Raw genomic sequence first — 22328 nt, 5'->3', positions numbered from 1 at the left:
GTATCGCTATGTCTGTTATTGTCCTGAACCTGAAAAAGGTTCTTTGCGCCTTTTTTGTGTTCCTATATTGTTTGCTAATAACACATCATCTACCGCAGCGAAATTTGAAATTCGTATTTGTTCAGTAGACATTATTTAAATCCAGCGTGATAAAATATGTATAAGGATAATATTAAAAAATATTTTTATTACCCCAAATACAACCATATATATCATAAAGAATAGGCAAAGATATACGAAGTCTCTTTAATTCATCATTAGTATATTTTTTCCTACATGCAGTATTGAGAAGCCAAACCGAAATCAAACTTTGCATTTCTAGCAGGAATTCCAAATCTTTTATGTGGGTTTTCCCGAGAATAGGTCCGCTTATAACTAATTGCTCCAGCTTATCCAATGCAGACAATGAAGAATAATCTTCAATTCTTTTAAAATTCTGGACATAAAGAACAATAAGATTCTTCATATTTGCAATTGTTGATATGTTTTGAACTCCCGCTCCAGAACCAATGTATAAATATTTAATTTTTTGTAGGCTTTTTAGTGCAGATAAATCTTTGTAGGCTCCCCCATTTAAACCGTAACTCTTCTAAATTTTCCTGACAACATGCTGCATGAAAGAGTTGCTGCGGTACCCTGGAGTTAAAATGCAATGCTTTGAAAGATTTCGTATTTGTCCGTAAAAATTCGATCCATTCATTGTATACAGGATATACACAATTTATCCTGCCCCTTGTAATTTTTGACTTCCTTTGCGTAGTTGGTTCTATCATCAGTTTGATTCAGCGGCGGGAACCCACCAATACCATTAAAATAACCTTCATTTATCTGTTTTTCAGTCAAAGAGGACATTATTGGCTCCTTCCATAATTTAAAAATAATTTTATTTATAAGTGTTTCATATTAATTTTCATTCTTCCTATACTTCAAATGATTTTGTAATTTTAATTTTCCCTATTATGTGAGTATTAAATTCACATAGCTTCTCTGAGGGTATCCAAAATTCCTGATGATATGAAGCTCCAACCGTATGAACAGTATAATTTGATATATAATTATCTTGAATTTCAAATTCAACAACAAAACCTTTAAATCCTGACATTCTATCTTTTGTCACTTATTTCTTTTTCATTCGCCTTAAATACTATTGATTTTGCATAGTTCAGAAATCTCTTTTTCAAAATCTGATTCGTTATATTCCAAAGTAACAACACAATTTCGTCCGTTCTTTTTTGCCAGATACATTGCTTGATCAGCCTTATCAATTATTTTACAAATATTCCTCTCACTTGTTATTTTCGCAGTGCATGTTCCTAAACTGACAGTGAGATAAGAATCTTTAAATGATTCTTGATTTTGAATTTTCAATTCCAATATCTTAAGCCTAATGTCATTAGCTATCTCAATTATCTCTTTCTGGTTTAAATTAAAAGCGACAAAGATAAACTCCTCGCCACCCCATCTGATTGCAATTTGATCTGTATTATCAGGTATATTGTTGAGCCGGTTGGCAACCGCAATCAAGGCTGAATCTCCTTTTTCGTGGCCGTATAAATCATTATATCGCTTAAAATCATCAATATCAATCATTATAACAGAAACCGTCTGTTCGCTGCTGTTGTTTTCAAACTTCTTCTCAATAAATTCACGAAAACTTCTACGGTTAGGGAGTCCTGTCAATTCATCCAGCAGCGCTAATTTTTTAAGCTGTTCGTTCGCCAGCTCCAGCTTTTTATTAATAACTGTGTTCTCTTTCATTTCTTCCGCAAGTAACAAGCTTGACTTCTTCATTAGTTCTTTTATTACATAATTATCAGTATAATTTCGGTACATGATTCTCGATACTGTCCATGAGATAGTAACAAAGACAATCAAATTTACATAATGACCGATAAGAATATCACTTGATTTCTGATAAAAAGGCAAACCGACCGCCATAAATATTATCGAAATTAGATAAGGAATACACATTCGCTTAGAATCTAAATAATATATTACCGAGCATGTAATCATATTAATTACAAATGTCATCAATTGCCCGTATAATCTCTGATCCATCAAAGAAATAATACTTCCCCATACCATAATCATAGTAACAAAAATAACGGTTGCTATATTCATGGTATTTATATAAATGCTCTTTTTTTCATAACCGTTTATTATTAACAGATAAATTAAGTTAATAACAATCATAATTGAATACATCGTCAGATAAGAATAAAAGGAAAATGATTTATTAACCTGAAATATGCAAGAAAGAATATCTATCGATATAAAAACCGCTTCAAAGGTTATGACAATGACCGCTAATAATTTTCCTCTTTGTATATTCTGAGAAATTAAATCTTCCTTAAATTCATTGCTTTTTATATATTGATTTTTAATGTTTTGCTGGATATCTGATTTAAAAAAACGAAGTTTTTTCATGCATTTATAATCTCATTTATTGTTATTATGAATCTGATTTTCATATGAGAACCTTGAAGCAGCCGTCTACCATTTCCATCTTCGGCAGCCTCTGTGACAGTTTTGGTTATACATGCTCCGCGAGCCATAAGTCAACGGGATCAAGCGCCGCGGACGTCACATGGTCGCCTCCGTTGCGGAGGAGATCAAGAGAATCTTGTTCCGCCGGTGTCAGATGATCTTTTTTGGAGAGCTGTTTTTGGATAAAAGACATCATCACTCTGCATATTCCGCGTAGTTTTTCTTTATCAAAACCGCCTTGCAGTACGAATACGGGTGCGTTACGCCACGGCGCAGGCTGTTCTCGCAGAAGCAATTTGTTCCTCGCTTGGATCGATCATACCCACCGAGCATACAACGCATACATGAAAGCGTCGGACAGCAGTTTTTAATCCCATAACATTACCGGCCATCACCCAGCCGAGAAACACGATGTCCGTTCCCTGCGGCAAACGGCGGGCTTCTTCTAAGGGCATCACCGGCAAGCCGGTACGCTCGCCCAGTAGCCGGGCGTATTTTTCTGTAAAGCCGGTGTTGGATTTATATACGACAGCATTCATTGAAAATTCCTACTTTTTGATTATTGTTGTCTAATTATAACATTTATCGTTATCAGAAGCAAGACGAATATTCCGGCACAATAACATTACCGAATATTGCGACCGCTGTCCGGCGGGTGAATGAAAAAATCACTGTTTGGAGCAATTCGTCTTTCCTATATCCTATTCATGTAATTAACAGAAAAATTTTTTATAACGAATATTAGAGATACCTCATTTATTGTTTATATTATATCAGAAGTATAAAACCTTTACAATATCGGGAGAAACGAATTCTGTACCCGCTAAAGTGAATAAGTGAAAAATACCCGGACTGGAAAAATCCAATCCGGGTATTATTAAAACAGCATTTAAATAAGCTTTGTTTTATAAAAGAGAAAAGCCCATATTCCATAGTCCTTTCTCTCTAAAACGGTAATTATTTAAATGCCGAATTAATAAATACAGGTAAATATGTCGTGATCATATTCATTTTACACTACCTAAGCTCACTAATGCATTGCTTTCAACACTAATAACCTCATCAAATTTAATATGCAAGGCAGGTTTATGAGAGATAACAATTAAAGTCTTGTTGTCAAATATTTTATTAAGATTGCTCAAAATTTTCGTTTCGCTAACAGCATCAAGCGAACTTGTAGCTTCATCTAAAATGGCGATTTTCGGGTTGTGCAGTATCAGTCTTGCTATTGCCAGTCGCTGTTTTTGACCTCCAGACAATTTTATGCCGCGTTCCCCGATGATGGTATCATATCCATTGGGCAAGGTCTGAATGTAGTCATATATATCCGCAGTTTGACAGGCAAAATTAATTTGATCCTCGGTCGCTTCGGGCGCAATCATTAGCAGATTCTCGCGAATTGAGAGGTTGAAAAATTTATTTTCCTGCATCACAGCGGTCATCTTCTTAAACAAGCTATGCTGCTCAATATCAGCTAACTCCTTGCTGCCTAGTCTGATAACACCCTCATTCGGTTGTATCATACACAAAATGAGTTTGATCAGTGTGGATTTTCCTTCGCCGCTTTTGCCTATAATAAGATATTTTTTGCCTCTTGAAAATGTATAAGAAACATCAGTCAATACACTTGGCAACATCTTACTATACGCAAATGTTACGGCATTAATGTTAATATCAAAATTATCAACGGCAAATTTATCTTTTGATTGTTTATTAAACTCAAGTGCGTCAAACAGTCTGTCGTAGACCGCTTTGTTGCCTGAAAAATCGGTAATGGACTTGATAATTGAGTCGATATTTCCGCTGAAATTTGACATATAGCTAATAAACATAAGTAGCGAGCCAATAGTCAACTGCCCGTTTATAATCAGTAATCCACCTATAAAGTACATCAGTATGTTATTCACAAACATACTCTTTATATCGTAAAACACATCGTTCAAGGCATAATACAGCATCCAATCTAGTAGCGTCTTGCGCTCCGGCCGAAGTCTTTCATTATACTCATTTATCAAATGCTTTTCCAAGTTCTGTGCTTTTACTTCACGCCATTTTTGTATGGTGTCAAAAAGAAAATTGTTGTTTTTTGAGCCAATCAGCCATAACGCATTTTGCATAGCGTTAAATTTTTTACCTGTATATTTACCGAATAGTATTGTCAATGGAATAAAAACAACAGCAGCCAATGAGAGCCAAGGATTTATAATAAACATTAGCGCAAGGTATATTGCAGTATAAAAGAACGAGGTTAAAAACCCACCGATTTGCTCCGAAAAGAACACGGACACAACACCGCTGTCCTGCTCTATAACCTTTTGCTCTGAACCAACGTTAATGTTCATGACATCGGCAATATCTTTATACATCATTCGGTCAAAAATCTTTGTTTTAACTTCTAGATTGACTTCGTTGTTATACTTCACGGATAAAAACGTGGAAAGTGCGGAAAGCCCAACACCAACTGCGAATGCTCCGATCATGGAAGGAATGATAATGTACAATAATAGCGCTTTCCCGTTCGTCATAACCTCGTCCACCAACAAAGAATAAAGATAAGGCGATATAAGCGACACAAGCATAGAAACGACAGCTATTGCTTGCGTAAGGACGATGAGTCGTACGGGAATTTTGATCTGTTTTGTCAGCCGTTTTAATACAGAAAATCGGTTAAACTTCATTAGCCAATCGCCTCCAATTTTTTCGCCTGTGCAGCAAACAGCTCGCTAAATGTTGTATCTGTGCGGATTAAATCTTCGTACTTGCCGGTTGCCGCCACTTCACCATCTTTTAATACGATTATCTCATCAGCGTGTAAAATGTTGTTAAGCCTATGTGAGATGACAATACTTGTCCGACCCGCGGTCAACTCATCCAATGCATTTTGCACGATTTGTTCCGCAGCCTCATCAAGTGCGCTGGTCGCTTCATCGAGTATCACAATTTTTGGATTTTTAAAAAGTATTCGTGCTATAGCTAGCCTCTGATTTTGTCCACCGGAAAGACTTTGTCCATCCTTACCAAGCATAGTATGTAAACCTTCAGGCAACTTCTCTATTTCGTTTTTCAAATATGCCTTTTTAAGTACTCCCCAAATCGCTTCATCGGGAACATCTGCGCCAAAACATATATTATCCTTGACTGTGGCATCAAATATTACGGTTTCTTGCCCCACAAGCCCGATATTCTCGCGTACGGAGGAATAAGTACAAGCATTTAGGTCTTGACCGTCAATCATAATTTTACCTTTCGTCGGAGTGAAAAAACGAATCATCATATGCGCGAAAGTACTTTTGCCGACACCCGATGCTCCCACAATGCCGATTCGTTTTCCGGGCGTAATTGTATATGTGAGGTTTTTGAGAACGTCCACATCTTCTTGATAGGCAAAAGATAAATCCTCAATTTCAATTTTGCCTTGAGATACCGTCAGAGATGACAAGCCTGCGTTATCCTCGTACTCCTTATCAAGTAACATGAAAACGCGCTCAATCGCAACCTGTCGTGCCTGAAACGCCATATTATCACGCAGTATTCGTTGAAAATTGCTTGAAACAAGTGTGTAATAGGCAGCGATAGTTATATATTCAGCAACATTTATTGAACCATTTACCACAAACAAAGCTGACACGATATAAAAGATAAGCTGCGCCACAAAGTAAATCAAGCCAATAGTTTTATCAGAAGCAAAACCGATTTTTATTGATTTCACGCTCGACTTAATCAGGTCATTATTTTTATCTGTGAATTTATGCTGCGTGTTATCCTCGGCAGCAAACAGCTTGATTTCGCGGATTCCCTTGAGAATTTCCATCAGCCATGAGTTATACTGCCCCTGCTTCTCGCGGATTTCATTGAAGATTTCATTCGTCTTGTTCTTAATTCTTTCGGTGAGCAGAATGGATGTCGGTATTAAAATAGCGATAATCAAGGCAATTTCCCATTTTAAATAAGCAACGATAGCTAATGAAACAACCGTGCCGATTCCGGCGTTGACGACACGCATAGCGTAACGCTGAATGATATGATGAAATTCCATGGTGTCGCCGTTAATCGTTTGAAGCATATCGCCAGTTTTGATATCGGTGAGCGTTCGTGCTTTTAAGCGCAGTATTTTTTCGTAGCATCGAACACGTAGTCCGTAAACATATTTATTATTAAGTTTTTGCCAAAATTGCAGTTGTAAAAAGCCGCATAGAACACTACCTAGAAATACTGTTGCGTAAATACCAGCCGATGTCATAAAAAGCCTTATATTTGTCTTGTATACAGCAGCATCAACAAGGTTACCTAATAACAGTGGAAGGATCTGATTAAAGGCAAGTTCTATGAGCAGGATGATATAACTTAAGAAAAAATACCATCTATGCTGTTTGGCAATACTCCAAACCTTTTTCAAGAATTTAAACTTATTCATTGCCATTACCTACATTCATTAGCTTGAAAATATACCAACTTATCGTATTGATTTATTTTAACAATATTATTTAAATACACCGTAATTATTATTAGCTATATTTTATAAACTTATTGATATAATCTCAAATAGTGGTGATAATTCGTTATAATAACGAATCCGGACGAAAATGGGAATACTTTATAATGTAAATCTAAAGAACCTATTTCTAAAAAAGAAACAACATTTTTCACGAAGGAAGTTATTAAAACGGCATTTAAATAAGTCGTGTTTTATTAGAGAGAAAAGCCCATATACCAGAGTCTTTTCTCTCTTTAAGCGGTAATTATTTAAATGCCGATTTAATAAATAGCAGTATATGACTTGATAAGCTTGACCAGAACATTATTTCATATTTAATGCTTCATAAAGAGCAGTTTCATTTGAAAACTGCGGTATGCTTTTTAAATTGTTTATTGCGGTAGATACATAGCTTTCAATGCTTTCCCGTGTTGCATGCCAATCGCCGTCACGATCACCCTCAATAAACATTAAGCAATGCTTGTTCTCCGGGTTATCAAGACAGTCAAAAAATCGGTTTTTGGTTTCAATGAGCTGTCTTGTACAATTGACAGCTTTTTCTGCATTTCCCAGCTCTGAATACTGCCATGTCATATGACATAACAGAGATGCTTTCTGGTAAATTTGCCGATATGGCATATAGTCACCGCATGAAAGAAACGCGTTTATGATATTCAACATATATTCGTTCAATTCTGCTTGATACTGCAATGCGTCTTCTCCGCCTTCAATTTCACTTATCATTCTTGCCAAGCGAATGCATCTTGAAATAAACCGTGCCTTTGCAGCAAAGCTTTCTTTGCATTTTTGCAGGGCAAGCGGCATATTACGGTCTGCAAAAGCGAACTCCGCTTCCCAATATGTTCTGTCACCGAATACGACAGGCAGACGATCCAGCATATCAGCAGATTTTTTGCTTTCGCCAAGCAGATTATAAACACGTGACATCACATAATAAGTTTTGCATATTTGATCTGCATCTGCTTCATATCGGAAGATACAGTTTGCGTATCTCTCACATTCCATGAGAATCTGTGGCTGCTTTGCTTTTTCATTATCAAACGCAATCAGCTCTGCTAAGCTTTCGACACACCAAAAAGCAACCTCAGAATTAGTTGGGTGTGTGGAAAAATAGGGCACGGCGAGATCATAAATTCGCTGAGCTTCATTACACCCGAAGGATATTGTGTGATGTCCGATTTGTTTACGGAGATTTGCTAATTCTTCACTTGCTTCATGCTCGCTAAGTCCAAGCAGCTTATCAGAAGATACTTCCAGTACTTTGGCAAGAGGAACAATCTGCGAGATATCTGGCATTCCGGTATCTGTTTCCCATTTGGAAACTGCCTGCATGGATACACCGATCAGCTCTGCTAATTCACTTTGCGTAAACCCTTTTTCTTTTCTGCATAGTTTAATCATTTGTCCGAATGACATATGTCCGAGTGACATAAATTTCACCTCTCTGAATTGACTTGTTGCGGTACCGTAGCTATATAATAGCTTTTTTATAAGCAATAATCTATAATCCAATTCGTGAGTATAACTCAACGCACCGTGGAATATTAAAACGGCAATTAAATAATCATTGTTTATAAGAAAGAAAAGCCCATATTCCATAGTCTTTTCTTTCTTTAACGGTATTTATTTACCGAGTTAATAACGTAAAAAGAATTCTGTTTTCCTCTTCTCCTGTATTTTTATGATTTCTCTACTACTATCACTTGAACGCCCGATTCTTTAATTTTAATAAGCTCATCTTCAACTGTATCCCAATCTGTGATTAAAACGTTAAATTTATCCGCATCACAAACTTTAATAAAAGCGTTGAATGAAACTTTTTGATTCGGCATCAATAAAAATTTCTGTCTGGAATTTTCAATAACGGCTCTTTGAAAAGTCGCAGTTTCATCTGTACCATTTGAAAATCCGAAGCTTGCGCTGTAACCGGCACCGGTCATAAAGCATTTATCAAAATGCATATTCTTCACAAAAGCCGTCGCCAAGCTGTCAACAAGCGACGTTGTTCCGTGCATTCTCATTTTTCCCCCGGTAATATATACCGTTACATTGTCCCAATATTTGAGTTCATCTGCTAATGTGACCGAATTTACAACAATAGTGTAATTAACGTCTTTAGGCAGGTATTTCAGCATAATAAATCCGACAGAACCGCTGGTGAGATATATAATATCGTTTTCTCTGATAAATTCAGCCGCTCTTTTTGCAATAGCAGCATAATTATCATAAATCACCATATTTTTCATATCTCTTACTCTCGGAGGACAAACACCAATCTGTTGAATTGATATTGCGCCTCCGTGTGTTCTTTTCAATAATCCCTTTTCTTCAAGAATACGCAGATCCCGCCTTGCGGAATCAACCGATACATCGAATTGCTCAGATATTTCCGAAATTGATATTCTTCCCTTTTCAGAAATGGTCTTTAATATTGCAGTATGTCTTTCCTCAATAAACATAAAATATCCTCCAATAAATTAATGATAAATCCGTGTCATTACAAATTCATCTTTGTTAACATTATATCATCATTGTTCATGCTTGTCAACATATATTATGAACATACATTAATTATCGTGAATCAATTTTTAATAAACGTAGCAAAACCGGCGGGTTGAGTATTATTTATATCCAGATAAAACGGTTTAATAAAAACAAAAAAATTTGATGCTTTTAATATATAAGCTGGAATATATATAACTTTCTTTGGAATAATACTATCAGATTGTATTATAACATTGATTTTAATTAATCGGAGGATTACATTTAATGAATAAAAATAAAAATGAAAATGAAATAAAAAATGATGCGTCAAATTTACCGTTAAGGACTTTTGACGACATTCCCGAACCAAATAAGGACGCAAAACAGATTGTCGCATTGGTAAAGGACAGCGGACGTGTCACAGGATATAAATTATCCGATGGCACAATTGTAAATAAAACCGACGGCATAAAGCTCGCAAAACAAGGTGGTATCACCGGTGTAGGAGTCGCTTCGAGAAACGGAAACGAATATCTGAAGGCTCTTCCGGACGGAGACGATAACAACAATTTAAGCAATTTACCATCAGTAAATTAATATAAATTTTATGTCAGAAAATCAAAACGAACAAAACAAACAAAACAAGAAGTCTGAAAAATTAAATAAAATTATCAAGAAGGATAATAAGCAAAGTGATTCCCATAATATAAAAAAGGAATCATTAGGCCCTAATACCAAAAGATAAGGATTATTATGGGTTCAGATAATAAGCAAAAGAGCACAAAAAACAATAAAAAAAGCGATGGGAAATTCCATTCCAAGAATATAAAGCATGATCCGAACGCCGAAAGCGCAAGAAAAGTCAATACCCCGGATAACAAAAATGCAGAAATCAAAAAATGAACTTGTTCGAGCTGTATACTGATATAAATATCCATCTTTTGCAAGACAATAAGCCGTCTGATTATTTAAACAGGATATATAGTAACCCTTTATTTCAGCAATATCCTTTTGATATGCTGTACAAGCTGAAAAGTACCGAACAGTCTCGAAAGCATCATCCCGAAGGGAATGTATGGAATCACACAGTGCTTGTCGTGGATGAAGCCGCAAAATTGAAATCAAAAAGCAGCGATATTTCAATATTAATGTGGGCGGCTCTTCTTCACGATATAGGCAAGCCTTTGACTACAAAAGTCAAAAATAATAAGATAACCTCATATGACCATGACAAACTCGGCGCAAAACTTTCAAAAGAATTTTTACAGATATTCACCGATGATGAAAAGTTCATTAACGGGGTTTCCGGACTTGTCAGATATCATATGCAGATACTTTTTGTGGTAAATGATCTGCCGTTTGCCGATATACAGGGTATGAAAGAATATACGGACATCAATGAGGTCGCTTTACTAGGTTTATGCGACAGGTTGGGCAGAACAAATTGCGACAGAGTCAAAGAAGAAAATAACATTGAATTGTTTCTGAATATAGTAAACCGTAAATTATATTTAAAGCATCCATCATGAGCGGATGCTTTAAATATAATAAGGTTTATTATTAAAAACGTGAATTTCAGAAATAACATGAAATAAATTCCGCTTCCGAAGCAACAAAGCAACGGAAGCGGAATTTTTTATAGAATATAATCAGTTATACAGTCGTACCAGTGAACATAAGTTTCGCCGTTGATGGTAATACGTTCATTTTCAGGCAGCTTTTCTGTCCATTTTTGCTTGTAGTGATCAAAAGCCCAGTCATCACGGTTAAATCGACGCCAGAGAATAGTACGGCCATTTTTATTGATAAATTGCTCTGAAGCAACACCGGGATTATAGGTTTCTATATCCATCAAACATATGGTATCGTATGTTTGATTATTTATAGATACAATATAACGTCCCACTATATCAAGCAAAAAGCTTTTATCAGCGGTTTTGATTTCGCTTCCGATACGTATTATGTCACCTTTCGGTTCGATATTGGTTTCATTGCCGCAATTATCTTCTCCGAAACCCCAATTATTATTAAAAATATCACCATCGAGAAAAGTATAATATTTTTTAATACCGTTTTCAGAATGGCTTTCGGCAAGCAGCCTGCTGTGTGTATCTGTGAGCTGTGCAACAAATCGACGTTCTGCTTGTTTGCTGCCGTCTATCGCATTAAAACCCATTGGTTCATGCTCGATTGAAATTATTTCAACACCTTCAACACCGTGAACTTCTGCTTTTCCGACAACTTCCATATCGGTATATTCCGTTCGTTTTTTTTCAGGATAATCATACATCGCCCATGATACCTTTTCTCCGAGCTTCGGAACAAGAAACCATCCCATAAGCTCTTCCCATTTTATTGAAAACGGCTCTTTGTCGTACTTTTCCAACTTGTATTCCGGCATATATTCCGGTAACTTTTTCATATGTTTTTCTCCTTTCAATACTCTTGGCGGATACGGATATTTGTCTTTGAAATTCACTTTTGCGTTATGCAGGCGGCTTTTGACTGTACCGAGCGGAATACCGAGCCGCTTTGCAATCTCAGACTGCGGCAGCTCCTTGAAATAATATAGATACAGTATCTGTTTATCATTGTTTCCGAGAAGCTCAAGTGTTTCTTGTACTGTGCTCGTTTCGATTATTCCACAGCGTCCGCTGACAAGTACCGACCCGGACATTGCTTCGAGCGGAATTTCAAAATTTTTTGCACGTTCGCGGAAATAATCGTTGCACTTGTTTCGAGCAATACCGATAATCCATGCTCTGAAGCAGGTTTTGTCTTTGAGTGTATCAATATTTTGATATGCCGAAAGATATACCTCCTGCAAGATATCGTCCGCATCGGCTTTTGACGATATCTTGAAATTCACATATCGCTCTACTGCATTTCTGCATTCCGAAAGTATTTTTTCAAAGTCATCCATGATCTCACCTCCTCAATTTTTAATACTGAAACCGGTTTCACTTATAAAGACGTATTTTTTATATGAAAAGTTCACTTGTTTATAAATATACAATAGCTTGATAGCGTTTAAATGTTATAAATTTAAATATTATAAAAACCGCCGGCATACAAACGAAACCGGCGGTGTGTATTATTAAACAGTAATCATATTATGAATCAATATATGAGAAAGCCTTTACATTAAAGCTATTTCTTTCATATAACGCGTAACGCGATTTAAATTGCTGGTTATAAAACGGTAATTAAATAATCCTTTTCTTTTAAGAGAAACCCATTTACAATAAACTTTTCTCTCTTAAAAAGCATTATTTAATTAAAACGCTAAATTTCTGCAGGATTGTCGCAAGATAGTGGATTTTTATTTTATTGATACACAGACATAATTACACATCCACTGCATGATTTCATTTTCGAATGGAAACACATCGGTATCCGGCGCGGGAAGCTCGCCATAAAGCTTTTCAACTTCTGTTTTTTTGTATCCGTATTTTTCACAGGTTGCAATCCATTCGCCGATTTCCACGTACTGCTCAGAGAATTCTTTTTCGTCACTCCATCCTAATGAATGCGTCAATGACAGCCATTTCTTCGAATTTAATGAACTCTTATCTTCAACAATACTCATATTGTATATGGTTTCGCCTTCTTTTTTAAGAATCCTGTAACCTTCTGAAAAGCCGTTCATCCGTTTGTACTGCATGCTTTCAAATCCGCCATTTGAGAGTACTGTATCAATTGATTCCGGTTTAATCGGCAATTTTGCGCAATCACAGGCAATGTAAACAAGCTCTACATACGGATTTACCTTTACAGTTTCAAAAAAGCGTTTATCCCATGATAAAATTCGATATGAAAGATCAGTCATGATTATCATACATTGCCAATCGATTCTTTCAATTATGTCCTTGATTCCTCCTCCCATACCTGAAGCAATATCTAAAATTACCTTAGGCTTTCTCTCTGACAGCTTATCCCAAACCACATCACCTGACAATTTACCCCGCTTATAATTCGGATTTCTAGGAGAATTCTGCCATTCAAGGTAATGCTCGTAGTTGCGAAGTGAAAGCGACCATTGTTCGCCTGGAATTTCACGCGTATTGAAACATATCACTCCATCAACAATTTTTGCATTATGACCATTTTTACATGCGAATATTATGTTATCTCCCGATTTTACAAGCTCTAATTTTTCATTGCATTCCGGGCATACAAGATAATCAGAAATTCGCTTTATTTCTCTCGGTATATCTCCGACCGCAATATTCGCCGCTTCGGAAATATACGGAGCGAGTTCACGTAAAGTATTTTCCGAAAGCTGTAACAGATCGATGGCGATCGATTTTTTCTTTTCACTTGAACAAACGGAAACAATACATTCCGATTTAAAATCACCTACCGCAATCTGACGCGCAAGCTCGGATATTTCGATATCTGTGAAATATGGAGCGACAGACTTTAAAAGCTTTTTCTGCTCTTTGGTTTTCAGCATACATCCCGCTTGTTCAGGCAGAACAACAGGTTTTACGGCGACAGATGATACGAATGTTTCTCCGCCTTCAAGTAAACCATTGATAGATACTCCGAAAAGCCATGATAATTCTGTAAGCAGCTCCACATCCGGCAGCGCCTGACCGCATTCCCATTTTGAGACAGCCTGTGTTGTTATATTCAATTTTTCAGCTAATGCCGATTGAGATAACCCGATCTTTTTACGCATGACGGATATTCTTTTTCCCGTCTGAAGTTTATCGATCATTAATAAACACCTCATTCAAAATTCATCCGGCCTGATGTTGACTTCATTATATCAAATGAAAACAGCTAAAGAAAGATAGCATTCGTTTAATACCATGATGCTTGTATCAACTGCCGGTTGTAATAGCACCGGGTCATAATTCACAAATACATCTATTTAAATTTTGCACCTCACGTTTCTTTTTACGAATTAAAACTACATTTGCACGAATAAATCACGTTTAATTACACAAAATATCAACAAATATTATTTATGAAGGTTAATATATGAAAACTTTGCTTTATATCATAGCAAATTCAAAAACAGAAGATATGTCATCAAGCAGAACAGTGAGCAGAAGATTAGTCAACGCAATTTTAGAAAAAGATCCTGATATAAAACTGGAGGAAATAGATCTGTATAAAGATCATATTCCTCAATTAAAAGGTTGTTATTTTGAAAACAGGAGTGCAATAATAAATTTAGAAGCGAGAAGTAAGCTTTCTGCCGATGAACAAAGTGAGGTTGCCAAGATCGAACAGCTATGTGACCAATTTAAAAATGCTGATATTTATGTTTTATCAGCACCGATGTGGAGTCTTTCGTTCCCTGCTCCCGTGAAGGAATATATAGATTGTGTTATTCAATCAGGCAAATCAATATCATTTGAAAATAATAAGCCTCATGGGCTTCTGGATGACAAAAACAGAATTTTTATTTATGTTCAATCCTCCGGAGCAAATATTCCATGGATACTAAAGCCTGCTCTTTCCAAAGGATTAAATTATGTTCACGATATTATGAAATTCATTGGTATAAACACATTTGAGGAGTTACTTGTTGACGGCACCGGAACCACAGAAGAAGAACGTCAAACTTCGATAAAAAATGCGACTGATAGAATTCAACCGTTGGTTCAGAAATTATTTTAATAGCAAGTATAAATAGTTATATTCTATGAGAGAAAAGCCCTCAATACGGGCTTTTCTCTCAACTGTCTTCATCAATTCCTGTATAAAAAATGTAACGTAATTTAAATAATACCATATAATGCACTAATATCTTTTTTACGAGGTGAAACTAAATTGAAAGCTTGTAATGATTGGCCATGTTATACAGATATGCCATTACCACCGGATTCATATGTCAGAATACTGCATGCCTCGCCTGATGCGCCTGCTGTTGATATTTACGCAAACGGTAATTTGATTGCCAAAAACCTTGTTTATAAGCAATTGACAGACTATGTTGCAGTCAAGCCAAATGAGTACACAATTCAAGTTTATCCTGCCGGTCAAAAAAATAATCCTGTAATTGATACAAAATTAACCATACCGCCAATGAGCAGTATTACAGTAGCAGCGATAAACAAACTGGCAAATATCAGCCTGTTACCCATAATGGAATTATATATGCCAATGTATGACAAACGTATCTCATACATAAAATTCGCGCATTTATCTCCGAATGCTCCTGCAGTTGACATTGCTTTGCCCGACGGAACAAAGCTCTTTACAAATATAAAATATAAACAATATACCGATTATATCAATGCAGCCCCAGGTAATTATACGTTGTTGGTCAAGCCAACCGGAACTGATCAGGTCGCGCTTACCGTACCCAATGTTAATTTACTTCCAGGCAAAATTTACACGGTTTACGCTGTAGGTCTTTTAGGTGAAACACCGCCGCTTGATGCAATAATATCTATAGATAATGAATATTAGTTATTAAAGCCCATATACCAGAGCCTTTTCTCTCTTGAGCGGTAATTATAAAATGCAAAATTAATCAATAGTTGTCATAAATTGCTCATTATGTGAGAGGAAGCCATCATAAAGCTTTCTCTCACATAATTTATAATTTTATATTTTTCCGGTTTTAAATTCATAAATAGAATTATAAATAAGCTTTCCGTTTACTCTCTCCGATTTCATAAGAAAGAACGAATTAACTTTCATTGAAGTGTTATCATTTAAAGTAAAAGAAGAAATATCTTTGCATTTTATGGGAAAATATGTTTCCCTTGATAGAGTTATATGTGAAACAAATTTCTTATCGTCAAAAGGTATTTTGGCAGTTAATAATAAGCTTCTTATTTTTAACGCAAGCTTTTCGAGTTCTCCCCCGCTCTCCGTACCTATCCAGTATATACTGCCAAAACATCCGTTCCCTTTCAAAGACAGTGAAAACTCATTAAAGCTTGTGTTTTTGAATGCATTTTCTATATTTTTTGCTTGCTCTGCGTCTGATTCCCCAATAAAGGAGAGCGTGATATGCATATTTTCGGGACGAGTGTAATTTGCTTTAACTCCGGAACATCTCATACGAATTTGCGTTTTCACAAGCTCATCAACAAGCTCCGGCGAAAGCTTTACCGCGATAAACAAACGCATATAATCATCAATCCTCATATTAACATATAAAGAACTTCAGTTATTTATATGTTTTTTATTTATTTGAACAGCACAGGATTTTTATTATAAAACTCAAACAACCTGAAACAGGTAAAACTTCAGATAATCGGTTTCCGGAACATTAAGCAATACAGGATGATCAGGAGACTGTCTTCTTGATTCGATAAGCTTGAGTTTGACATTGGCATCGCAAGCGGCGTCTAAAAGCATTTTAATAAACATTTCATTCTCCATAAAATGCGAGCATGAGCATGTGGCAAGATAACCGCCGCGCGGAAGCAATTTCATGGCACGGTAGTTTATCTCCTTATAACCCCGTTCCGCGCTTCCGATTGTTTTTCGGCTTTTTGTAAAAGCGGGCGGATCCAATATTATAAAATCATAATCGGACTTCTTTTCGGCAAGCTCCGGAAGCAGATCAAAAACATCTGCGCATACAAAATCGATTTTTGTGTTTATTTCATATGAGTTCAAAGTTGCGTTTGCCTTTGCAATATCTATTGCCGCGGAGGAAACATCCACGGCTGTGACATGCTCTGCTCCTCCCCGAAGCGCGTTAAAGGCAAAAGATCCCGTATGAGTGAAACAGTCAAGCACTTTTTTACCGGATGAGATTTTTGCCACGGCAAGACGGTTATATTTCTGATCCAGAAAAAAACCTGTTTTCTGTCCGTTTTCAACATTAACGTAATAATTTACGCCATTTTCACATATTGTCACAACCGGCGATTCAGGATGTTGAAAGCTCGGCCCAAAATCATACCAGCCTTTGTTCTGTTCAAGACCTTCAAGTTCTCTGATAGCGACATCATTACGTTCAAATATCCCTTTTGGCTCAATTCCGAATTCTTTTACCCGGTTGATTAACAAGCCGTAAAGCATTTCCTTGCGCTTTTCCATACCGAAGGACAGCATCTGAGTCACAATGATTCCGTCATATAGGTCGGCCGTAAATCCAGGAAGCCCATCAGCTTCTCCGAATATAAGCCTACAGCATTTATAATCATCCGCCATAACTGTACGGCGGTAATCAAGCGCATATTTTATCCTGCGTGAAAAAAATTCATCTGTAAAGGCTTCATTCGTATTGTCGGAAAGTAGTCTGATTCTGATTTTACTCTTCACGCTTATAAGACCTGTTCCGAGATACGTTCTTTTTTGAGAAAAAACATCAATTAATTCACCATTTCCACATTCGTCCGAAGAAATAATTTCTGTATCATAAACCCACGGATGCCCGGATTTAATTGATATTTCTGCTTTTTTTGTCACAATTGCCGAAGGGAATATTCTCTGTTTTTTCATTTATTATAATTCTTTCTGATCATATTTTAAGTATAATTTTATGTATTGATCTCATTATGGGTATCTCTGCTGAAATAAAAAAGCTCGCATATAATTAAAACGGCAATTAAAAAAGTTGTTTTATATAAAAGCTCATATTCCAGAGCCTTTTCTCATATTTGAGTATTTATTACCACATAAATAAAGCTTTTATACTTGTAATTATTCAATTTTTATTGTCGCTATAATTCGATTTTATATTATCATTAAAAAATAGCCGTGTCAAGAAATATTATATAAAGAGATGTATAATAAAAATTGCAAGTTTAATTGTCGCAGTTTTTTATCAGTTAAGATTAAGTTAATATTATTTCATTAGCACCATATTATATATAAAATAGTCACCGCATAAAGAGAGAAAAGCTCTGCAATATAAGCTTTTCTCTTTGTTATAATATATTTGTCATACCTATGCAATAATGTAATGGTAAAATGGACTGACATTTTTTCTTAGAATACTCATGTCTGTAAACACAGTCAGCAATCCTTCCATTACATCGTTCGGTTTAAACAAGTCGAGACACCACAAACTCCATGCGTGCTTGTGTTACTAAACGGATTGCGCAGGTATGAGCATGCTGACTGTTCCGGTGTTGTGGTGGCTTCGACTTATAAAACAATTAATTTTAAGTGGTATTTTTGTTTCCGCGTTACAAATATACAGAAATATTGAATTTGATTAATTTATTCTGATTACCTGAGGGAGCAGCTTTGCATCAAAATGGTTCATTTCTGTAATAACTGCTTGAGAAACAGAATATTTTTTTGCTATATCCCATAATGTTTCACCGCGTTCAGGATAGCAAAACACCATTTCATTTTTTTCCGGTTGATGTGCGTTTTCCTGAATAGAGCTCACGTTATCTATTATTTCTTCATCGACCTGTTCATAAACAATAGCTAATGTTGAAATATCGCACCTTACCTTAACAGTTCCGGATACGAGTGTACAGTCTGAAGATGTAACGCCTCCAATTAATTCGATTCGCATCGCACCGTTCGTTTTATCGGTTTTTGGCTCTTCTCCGATAAAGAATTTTATATCCTGTTCTGATTCCACCGGAGACATCTGACCGTTGTCACCTGATACGAGAAGCTTTGTATAAAGCTTTGCGTTAACCGATATTTTACCGTTTTCGGTTGTGCTTTCTTTATATACACATCTTGCTCTTACCGCATCGGCGGATGTTGTTCCTTCCGGCGCGCTTATATCAATTGTGGTCTGAGCATTTTCTATAAATGATCCGATAATTTTCTCACCGAGAATATGTCCCGCTTTTGTATCGCATGATTTTCCTGGATAATACATATCACTCACGCACTCAAGCATCATAGATCTCATGATGCTTGTGTCTGCTTTATAGCCTATCTCAAGTTTGATTACTTTTGTATCTCCGTAATTATCCGCCTCTGCCGTATATTTCACATATGTACACATCATCGGTACAATGACCGAGTCATCAGCCGTACATTCCAGAATATCACGTGTGAAGCTGAACTCTATCGGCTGGACAAAACTAATGGGCTTTTTGTCCTCTGATGAATCAGGTGAATACATTACATATATATCAGCACATGCTATAACAGAAATTTTACCGTCTGAAGCCTTTATTTCTTTTGGGTATACGATGGCGTCACAATCCAGAATATCTCTTATTTGAAGATATTCAGCCGGAAGGTTTAATGTTTCTGTGATTGAGCTTTCATATTCACTCGAATACTCCAAAGCTGTCATACTTGCTTTCTTTGAAATGGTTTCAGCTTCAGGAAGCGAGACAGAGCTGTAATATTCGATTCTCTTATTTGCCTTAAGAGAAACTGATACAATACATTCTGTTTTTAATACGATTTTTCTCGGCCCAAGCAATCTGCCACCGGTTTCAGAAGGAAGCGCCTCTGCAACAAGCGAGATAGTTTCAAAATCATGAGAATTAACGTCTGACAGCGTCGATTTAAAATCCTGTCGGAAGTCTTTGAAAAAAGTGAAAGAATAATATCCGTCTTCCTTTTCTGTTGAATATATCACATTGAAAACACAAACACCATCTATTTCAGCGTTTACTATTCCTGATTTTTCATATGCGCCTTTGTGTGATATTCTCGGACGTGCTTCAACGCTGAGAATTCTGTTTATGTCCGGTTTATAATCAGGCAGCACAGCTTCCGATTCAATTCTGCATCTTGCATCAGATGAAAATACGGTATCTAATATACCTGCCTCAGTTTTTGAAGGCGCGGATGTCAGTTGTTTATTCATGTCAATATCCTTTCAAGAATTCTTTTTTATAAATCTTATTCGGATATAAGCAAAAAAATTCCGCCTTATCGGCGGAATTTATAAATTGTGTATACTGGCATTCCTAAAGTGCAATGGTAAACAACAATAATAAGATTTTTCAAATCATTATTGTGGTATCCAAGTAAACTATTTGAACTTATACTGACGCGGAAGCACAAAACATATATCCGGATTATAAATCATAAGCATCATATCGAAACTTTTCTTTTCCAAAAGCTGATAAAGAGTGAATTGTGTATTCTGCGCGGCATCATACACAGTTATATGTTTATAATTAAGAGACAGCCACGCAATTACCGGAAGAGAAAACGAATCCTTTACAATCAATAAATTTATATCGCACGGAGCAGATTCATTAGTTATTTCCACATACGGACATGACGCATTTATATATGTATGATATCTTGTAGACGTTACGGGCTCTTCGTTATAATTCATAGTTGAAGAATCTAAAATTGCATCAAAAAAGCTGCCGCTGCGATTTATGATTTTGCCATTTTGATTATTCATATAGGTATATTTTGTTTCGAATTTTGGATAGATTAACGTTATGTCGTCCAATCCGACGAACAACTTATTATAATATGTTCCAAAATGAGCGAAATAGCAGTTTTTTATATCTTTAACGACGAAATTGTCGAGATTAGTATAATACCCATCAGGATTTACATTGTGACCCCAATCATCCCGAAGAGCATTTACTATTTGTGTATACCCCCAAAAAGCGCTTCTATGCGTCCAGTGATGATCTGTTTTAAAGAAAAAGTCAGACGTGTCCATTCCGCTTTCTTTAAGATTTTGTCTCAGATCAAGAATATTTACACCAATTTTATCAAGCTCTGCAAGAAATCTGTCCGCTGTCTCGTTTGTTTCATCTGTTATTCCTTCGGGTAAAACCGTTTCATTCTCGAGAACCTTAAATGGCGTTTGGACAAAAAACAGATCAGTTCCCTTCTCTTTAAGAACCTTAACGAGATCCTTCATGTATCCGAGCGCTGTATTAATTTCGGATGTTTTATACGCGACCTGAAGCATTCTGTTGTTATCTTTAAAAGGATAAGCGCTGCTGTTTTCTTTAAGAGCGTTATTTGATATCGTTTCTGAACTTTTATAGTATGGTTTATGATATGCTCTGTTTTCATCCACGAGAGAAATATATACATCGGCGTCTAGAGAATCAAGCAGCGTAATCAGGTTATCATTGCTTATGTTTCTCACATCTATTGCAGTGATTTTTCCGAAGCATTGAGACATAAGTGAAATAATTGATAGATCGTCTAGATTATGCAATATGATCGCGGAGTTTGTTTTAGCAGCGTTCGAAACTGTAAAATAATCGTAATGGCGTTCAAACATGAGCTTTTCTCCCGTAAGAGAAGCATCATAACTTTCGCTTTCGGTATGAAATTTTATCTCAAGTGCGATTGATTTTGTAAAAATTCCGCTTATTTTTGAAGTTTGATTCCGATCATTATAATATGATACAGATAAATTATTTGATCCCTTGGGAACGTAATAGGAATAATCTTCTCTTTCTGCTTCTTTCGGAGCCGGAGCGGCAGAAGATAGAGTCTTTAGATTATATCCGTCCGTTATAAGTGATTTATCTTTTATGTCCGTAAGAATGCTGTAATATGATCCGATCTTTTCAGCTATTTTCTGATATATAAGGAAATTTCCGTTTGCCGTATACAAGCAATTATTTTTATAGTAATAATCACCGGGAGATGTATCAAACGAATGTGAAAGATCAAGATAATCAATAAAAAGTGAATCGATAAGATTTTTCATTTCGGCTTTATTAACCGCTGTCGCGTCGTTAAGCCCATAGCTCTGGGATTTGACAGGAATGCTGACATATAAAAGAGGCTTCTTAATATTATATAAATAATTATATAAATTAGCTACATCGATTTTATATTGCTTAAGATCCGCCGCGCAATTCAATGTAAATACACCGTTTTCATTAATACAAACCGTGTTTTCATTACTGGTTGTCGTATTTGTTTCCGATGAATGTGGGGTTTCAGATATACATGAACTGAAGGAGAAAGCGATACAGACGATAAGTATAAACGAAATGGCTTTTTTCATATTACA

The 22328-nt window shown here is 36.1% G+C and carries 20 protein-coding genes; 5 read left to right on the top strand and 15 right to left on the bottom strand.

Annotated features, from left to right (window positions below; translation table 11 throughout):
* Positions 1–696: 696 nt before the first annotated feature.
* From VB118_12845 to VB118_12805, 9 genes are all read right to left on the bottom strand, one after another.
* A complete protein-coding gene (locus VB118_12845) occupies positions 697–852 on the bottom strand; it encodes a hypothetical protein (GenBank protein MEA4833490.1) in 156 nt (51 codons plus the stop codon).
* Positions 853–919: 67 nt separating this feature from the next.
* A complete protein-coding gene (locus tag VB118_12840; GenBank protein ID MEA4833489.1) occupies positions 920–1117 on the bottom strand; it encodes a hypothetical protein in 198 nt (65 codons plus the stop codon).
* Between the two features lie 20 nt (positions 1118–1137).
* Positions 1138–2427 (bottom strand): GGDEF domain-containing protein, encoded by a 1290-nt coding sequence (locus tag VB118_12835; GenBank protein MEA4833488.1) that lies wholly within the window; start codon positions 2425–2427, stop codon positions 1138–1140.
* A gap of 106 nt (positions 2428–2533) precedes the next feature.
* Complete coding sequence (locus tag VB118_12830; protein ID MEA4833487.1) at positions 2534–2782, bottom strand: hypothetical protein; 249 nt, start codon at positions 2780–2782, stop codon at positions 2534–2536.
* Positions 2748–3026, bottom strand: coding sequence for a hypothetical protein (locus tag VB118_12825; protein ID MEA4833486.1), 279 nt, complete (start codon positions 3024–3026; stop codon positions 2748–2750). The genes VB118_12830 and VB118_12825 overlap by 35 nt, the downstream gene beginning before the upstream one ends.
* A gap of 468 nt (positions 3027–3494) precedes the next feature.
* On the bottom strand, positions 3495–5165 hold the full coding sequence (locus tag VB118_12820; protein ID MEA4833485.1) for an ABC transporter ATP-binding protein: 1671 nt from the start codon (positions 5163–5165) through the stop codon (positions 3495–3497).
* A complete protein-coding gene (locus VB118_12815; protein ID MEA4833484.1) occupies positions 5165–6901 on the bottom strand; it encodes an ABC transporter ATP-binding protein in 1737 nt (578 codons plus the stop codon). The genes VB118_12820 and VB118_12815 overlap by 1 nt, the downstream gene beginning before the upstream one ends.
* Positions 6902–7285: 384 nt before the next feature.
* Positions 7286–8413, bottom strand: a complete 1128-nt coding sequence (locus tag VB118_12810; GenBank protein MEA4833483.1) for a helix-turn-helix transcriptional regulator — start codon at positions 8411–8413, stop codon at positions 7286–7288.
* A gap of 248 nt (positions 8414–8661) precedes the next feature.
* A complete protein-coding gene (locus tag VB118_12805; GenBank protein ID MEA4833482.1) occupies positions 8662–9441 on the bottom strand; it encodes a DeoR/GlpR family DNA-binding transcription regulator in 780 nt (259 codons plus the stop codon).
* Positions 9442–9751: 310 nt separating this feature from the next.
* Here VB118_12805 and VB118_12800 point away from each other — a divergent pair, with 310 nt between their 5' ends.
* From VB118_12800 to VB118_12790, 3 genes are all read left to right on the top strand, one after another.
* The gene (locus tag VB118_12800) at positions 9752–10063 is read left to right on the top strand and encodes a DUF3892 domain-containing protein (GenBank protein MEA4833481.1); all 312 of its coding nucleotides are present in this window, start codon (positions 9752–9754) and stop codon (positions 10061–10063) included.
* Positions 10064–10219: 156 nt separating this feature from the next.
* Positions 10220–10369: a CPC_1213 family protein gene (locus VB118_12795; protein ID MEA4833480.1), complete on the top strand. Its 150-nt coding sequence runs from the start codon at positions 10220–10222 to the stop codon at positions 10367–10369.
* Positions 10366–10995 carry an HDIG domain-containing protein gene (locus VB118_12790; protein ID MEA4833479.1) on the top strand — a complete coding sequence of 210 codons (630 nt, stop codon included), beginning with the start codon at positions 10366–10368 and terminating at the stop codon, positions 10993–10995. Before VB118_12795 ends, VB118_12790 begins: the two co-directional genes overlap by 4 nt.
* Positions 10996–11102: 107 nt before the next feature.
* Here the strand turns inward: VB118_12790 and VB118_12785 are convergent, their stop codons facing one another.
* Both VB118_12785 and VB118_12780 read right to left on the bottom strand, forming a co-directional pair.
* Positions 11103–12389, bottom strand: a complete 1287-nt coding sequence (locus VB118_12785) for an RNA polymerase sigma factor (protein MEA4833478.1) — start codon at positions 12387–12389, stop codon at positions 11103–11105.
* Between the two features lie 399 nt (positions 12390–12788).
* Positions 12789–14189, bottom strand: a complete 1401-nt coding sequence (locus VB118_12780) for a helix-turn-helix domain-containing protein (protein ID MEA4833477.1) — start codon at positions 14187–14189, stop codon at positions 12789–12791.
* 266 nt (positions 14190–14455) lie between these two features.
* Here VB118_12780 and VB118_12775 point away from each other — a divergent pair, with 266 nt between their 5' ends.
* Together VB118_12775 and VB118_12770 are read left to right on the top strand one after the other, a co-directional pair.
* On the top strand, positions 14456–15100 hold the full coding sequence (locus tag VB118_12775; GenBank protein ID MEA4833476.1) for an NAD(P)H-dependent oxidoreductase: 645 nt from the start codon (positions 14456–14458) through the stop codon (positions 15098–15100).
* Between the two features lie 189 nt (positions 15101–15289).
* A complete protein-coding gene (locus tag VB118_12770; protein ID MEA4833475.1) occupies positions 15290–15895 on the top strand; it encodes a DUF4397 domain-containing protein in 606 nt (201 codons plus the stop codon).
* Between the two features lie 138 nt (positions 15896–16033).
* Here the strand turns inward: VB118_12770 and thpR are convergent, their stop codons facing one another.
* The 4 genes from thpR to VB118_12750 form a co-directional block, all read right to left on the bottom strand.
* On the bottom strand, positions 16034–16564 hold the full coding sequence (gene thpR, locus VB118_12765) for an RNA 2',3'-cyclic phosphodiesterase (GenBank protein ID MEA4833474.1): 531 nt from the start codon (positions 16562–16564) through the stop codon (positions 16034–16036).
* Between the two features lie 93 nt (positions 16565–16657).
* Positions 16658–17890: a class I SAM-dependent rRNA methyltransferase gene (locus VB118_12760; GenBank protein MEA4833473.1), complete on the bottom strand. Its 1233-nt coding sequence runs from the start codon at positions 17888–17890 to the stop codon at positions 16658–16660.
* A 718-nt stretch (positions 17891–18608) separates the two neighbouring features.
* On the bottom strand, positions 18609–20186 hold the full coding sequence (locus tag VB118_12755) for a DUF3794 domain-containing protein (protein ID MEA4833472.1): 1578 nt from the start codon (positions 20184–20186) through the stop codon (positions 18609–18611).
* 168 nt (positions 20187–20354) lie between these two features.
* Positions 20355–22322 carry a DHHW family protein gene (locus VB118_12750; protein MEA4833471.1) on the bottom strand — a complete coding sequence of 656 codons (1968 nt, stop codon included), beginning with the start codon at positions 22320–22322 and terminating at the stop codon, positions 20355–20357.
* Between the last annotated feature and the right edge of the window lie 6 nt (positions 22323–22328).

The sequence above is a fragment of the Oscillospiraceae bacterium genome (assembly GCA_034925865.1).
Lineage (GTDB): Bacteria > Bacillota > Clostridia > Oscillospirales > SIG627 > SIG704.
Note: the sequence above shows the minus strand (reverse complement) of the source record. Positions and strands in the feature narration are given on the sequence as shown.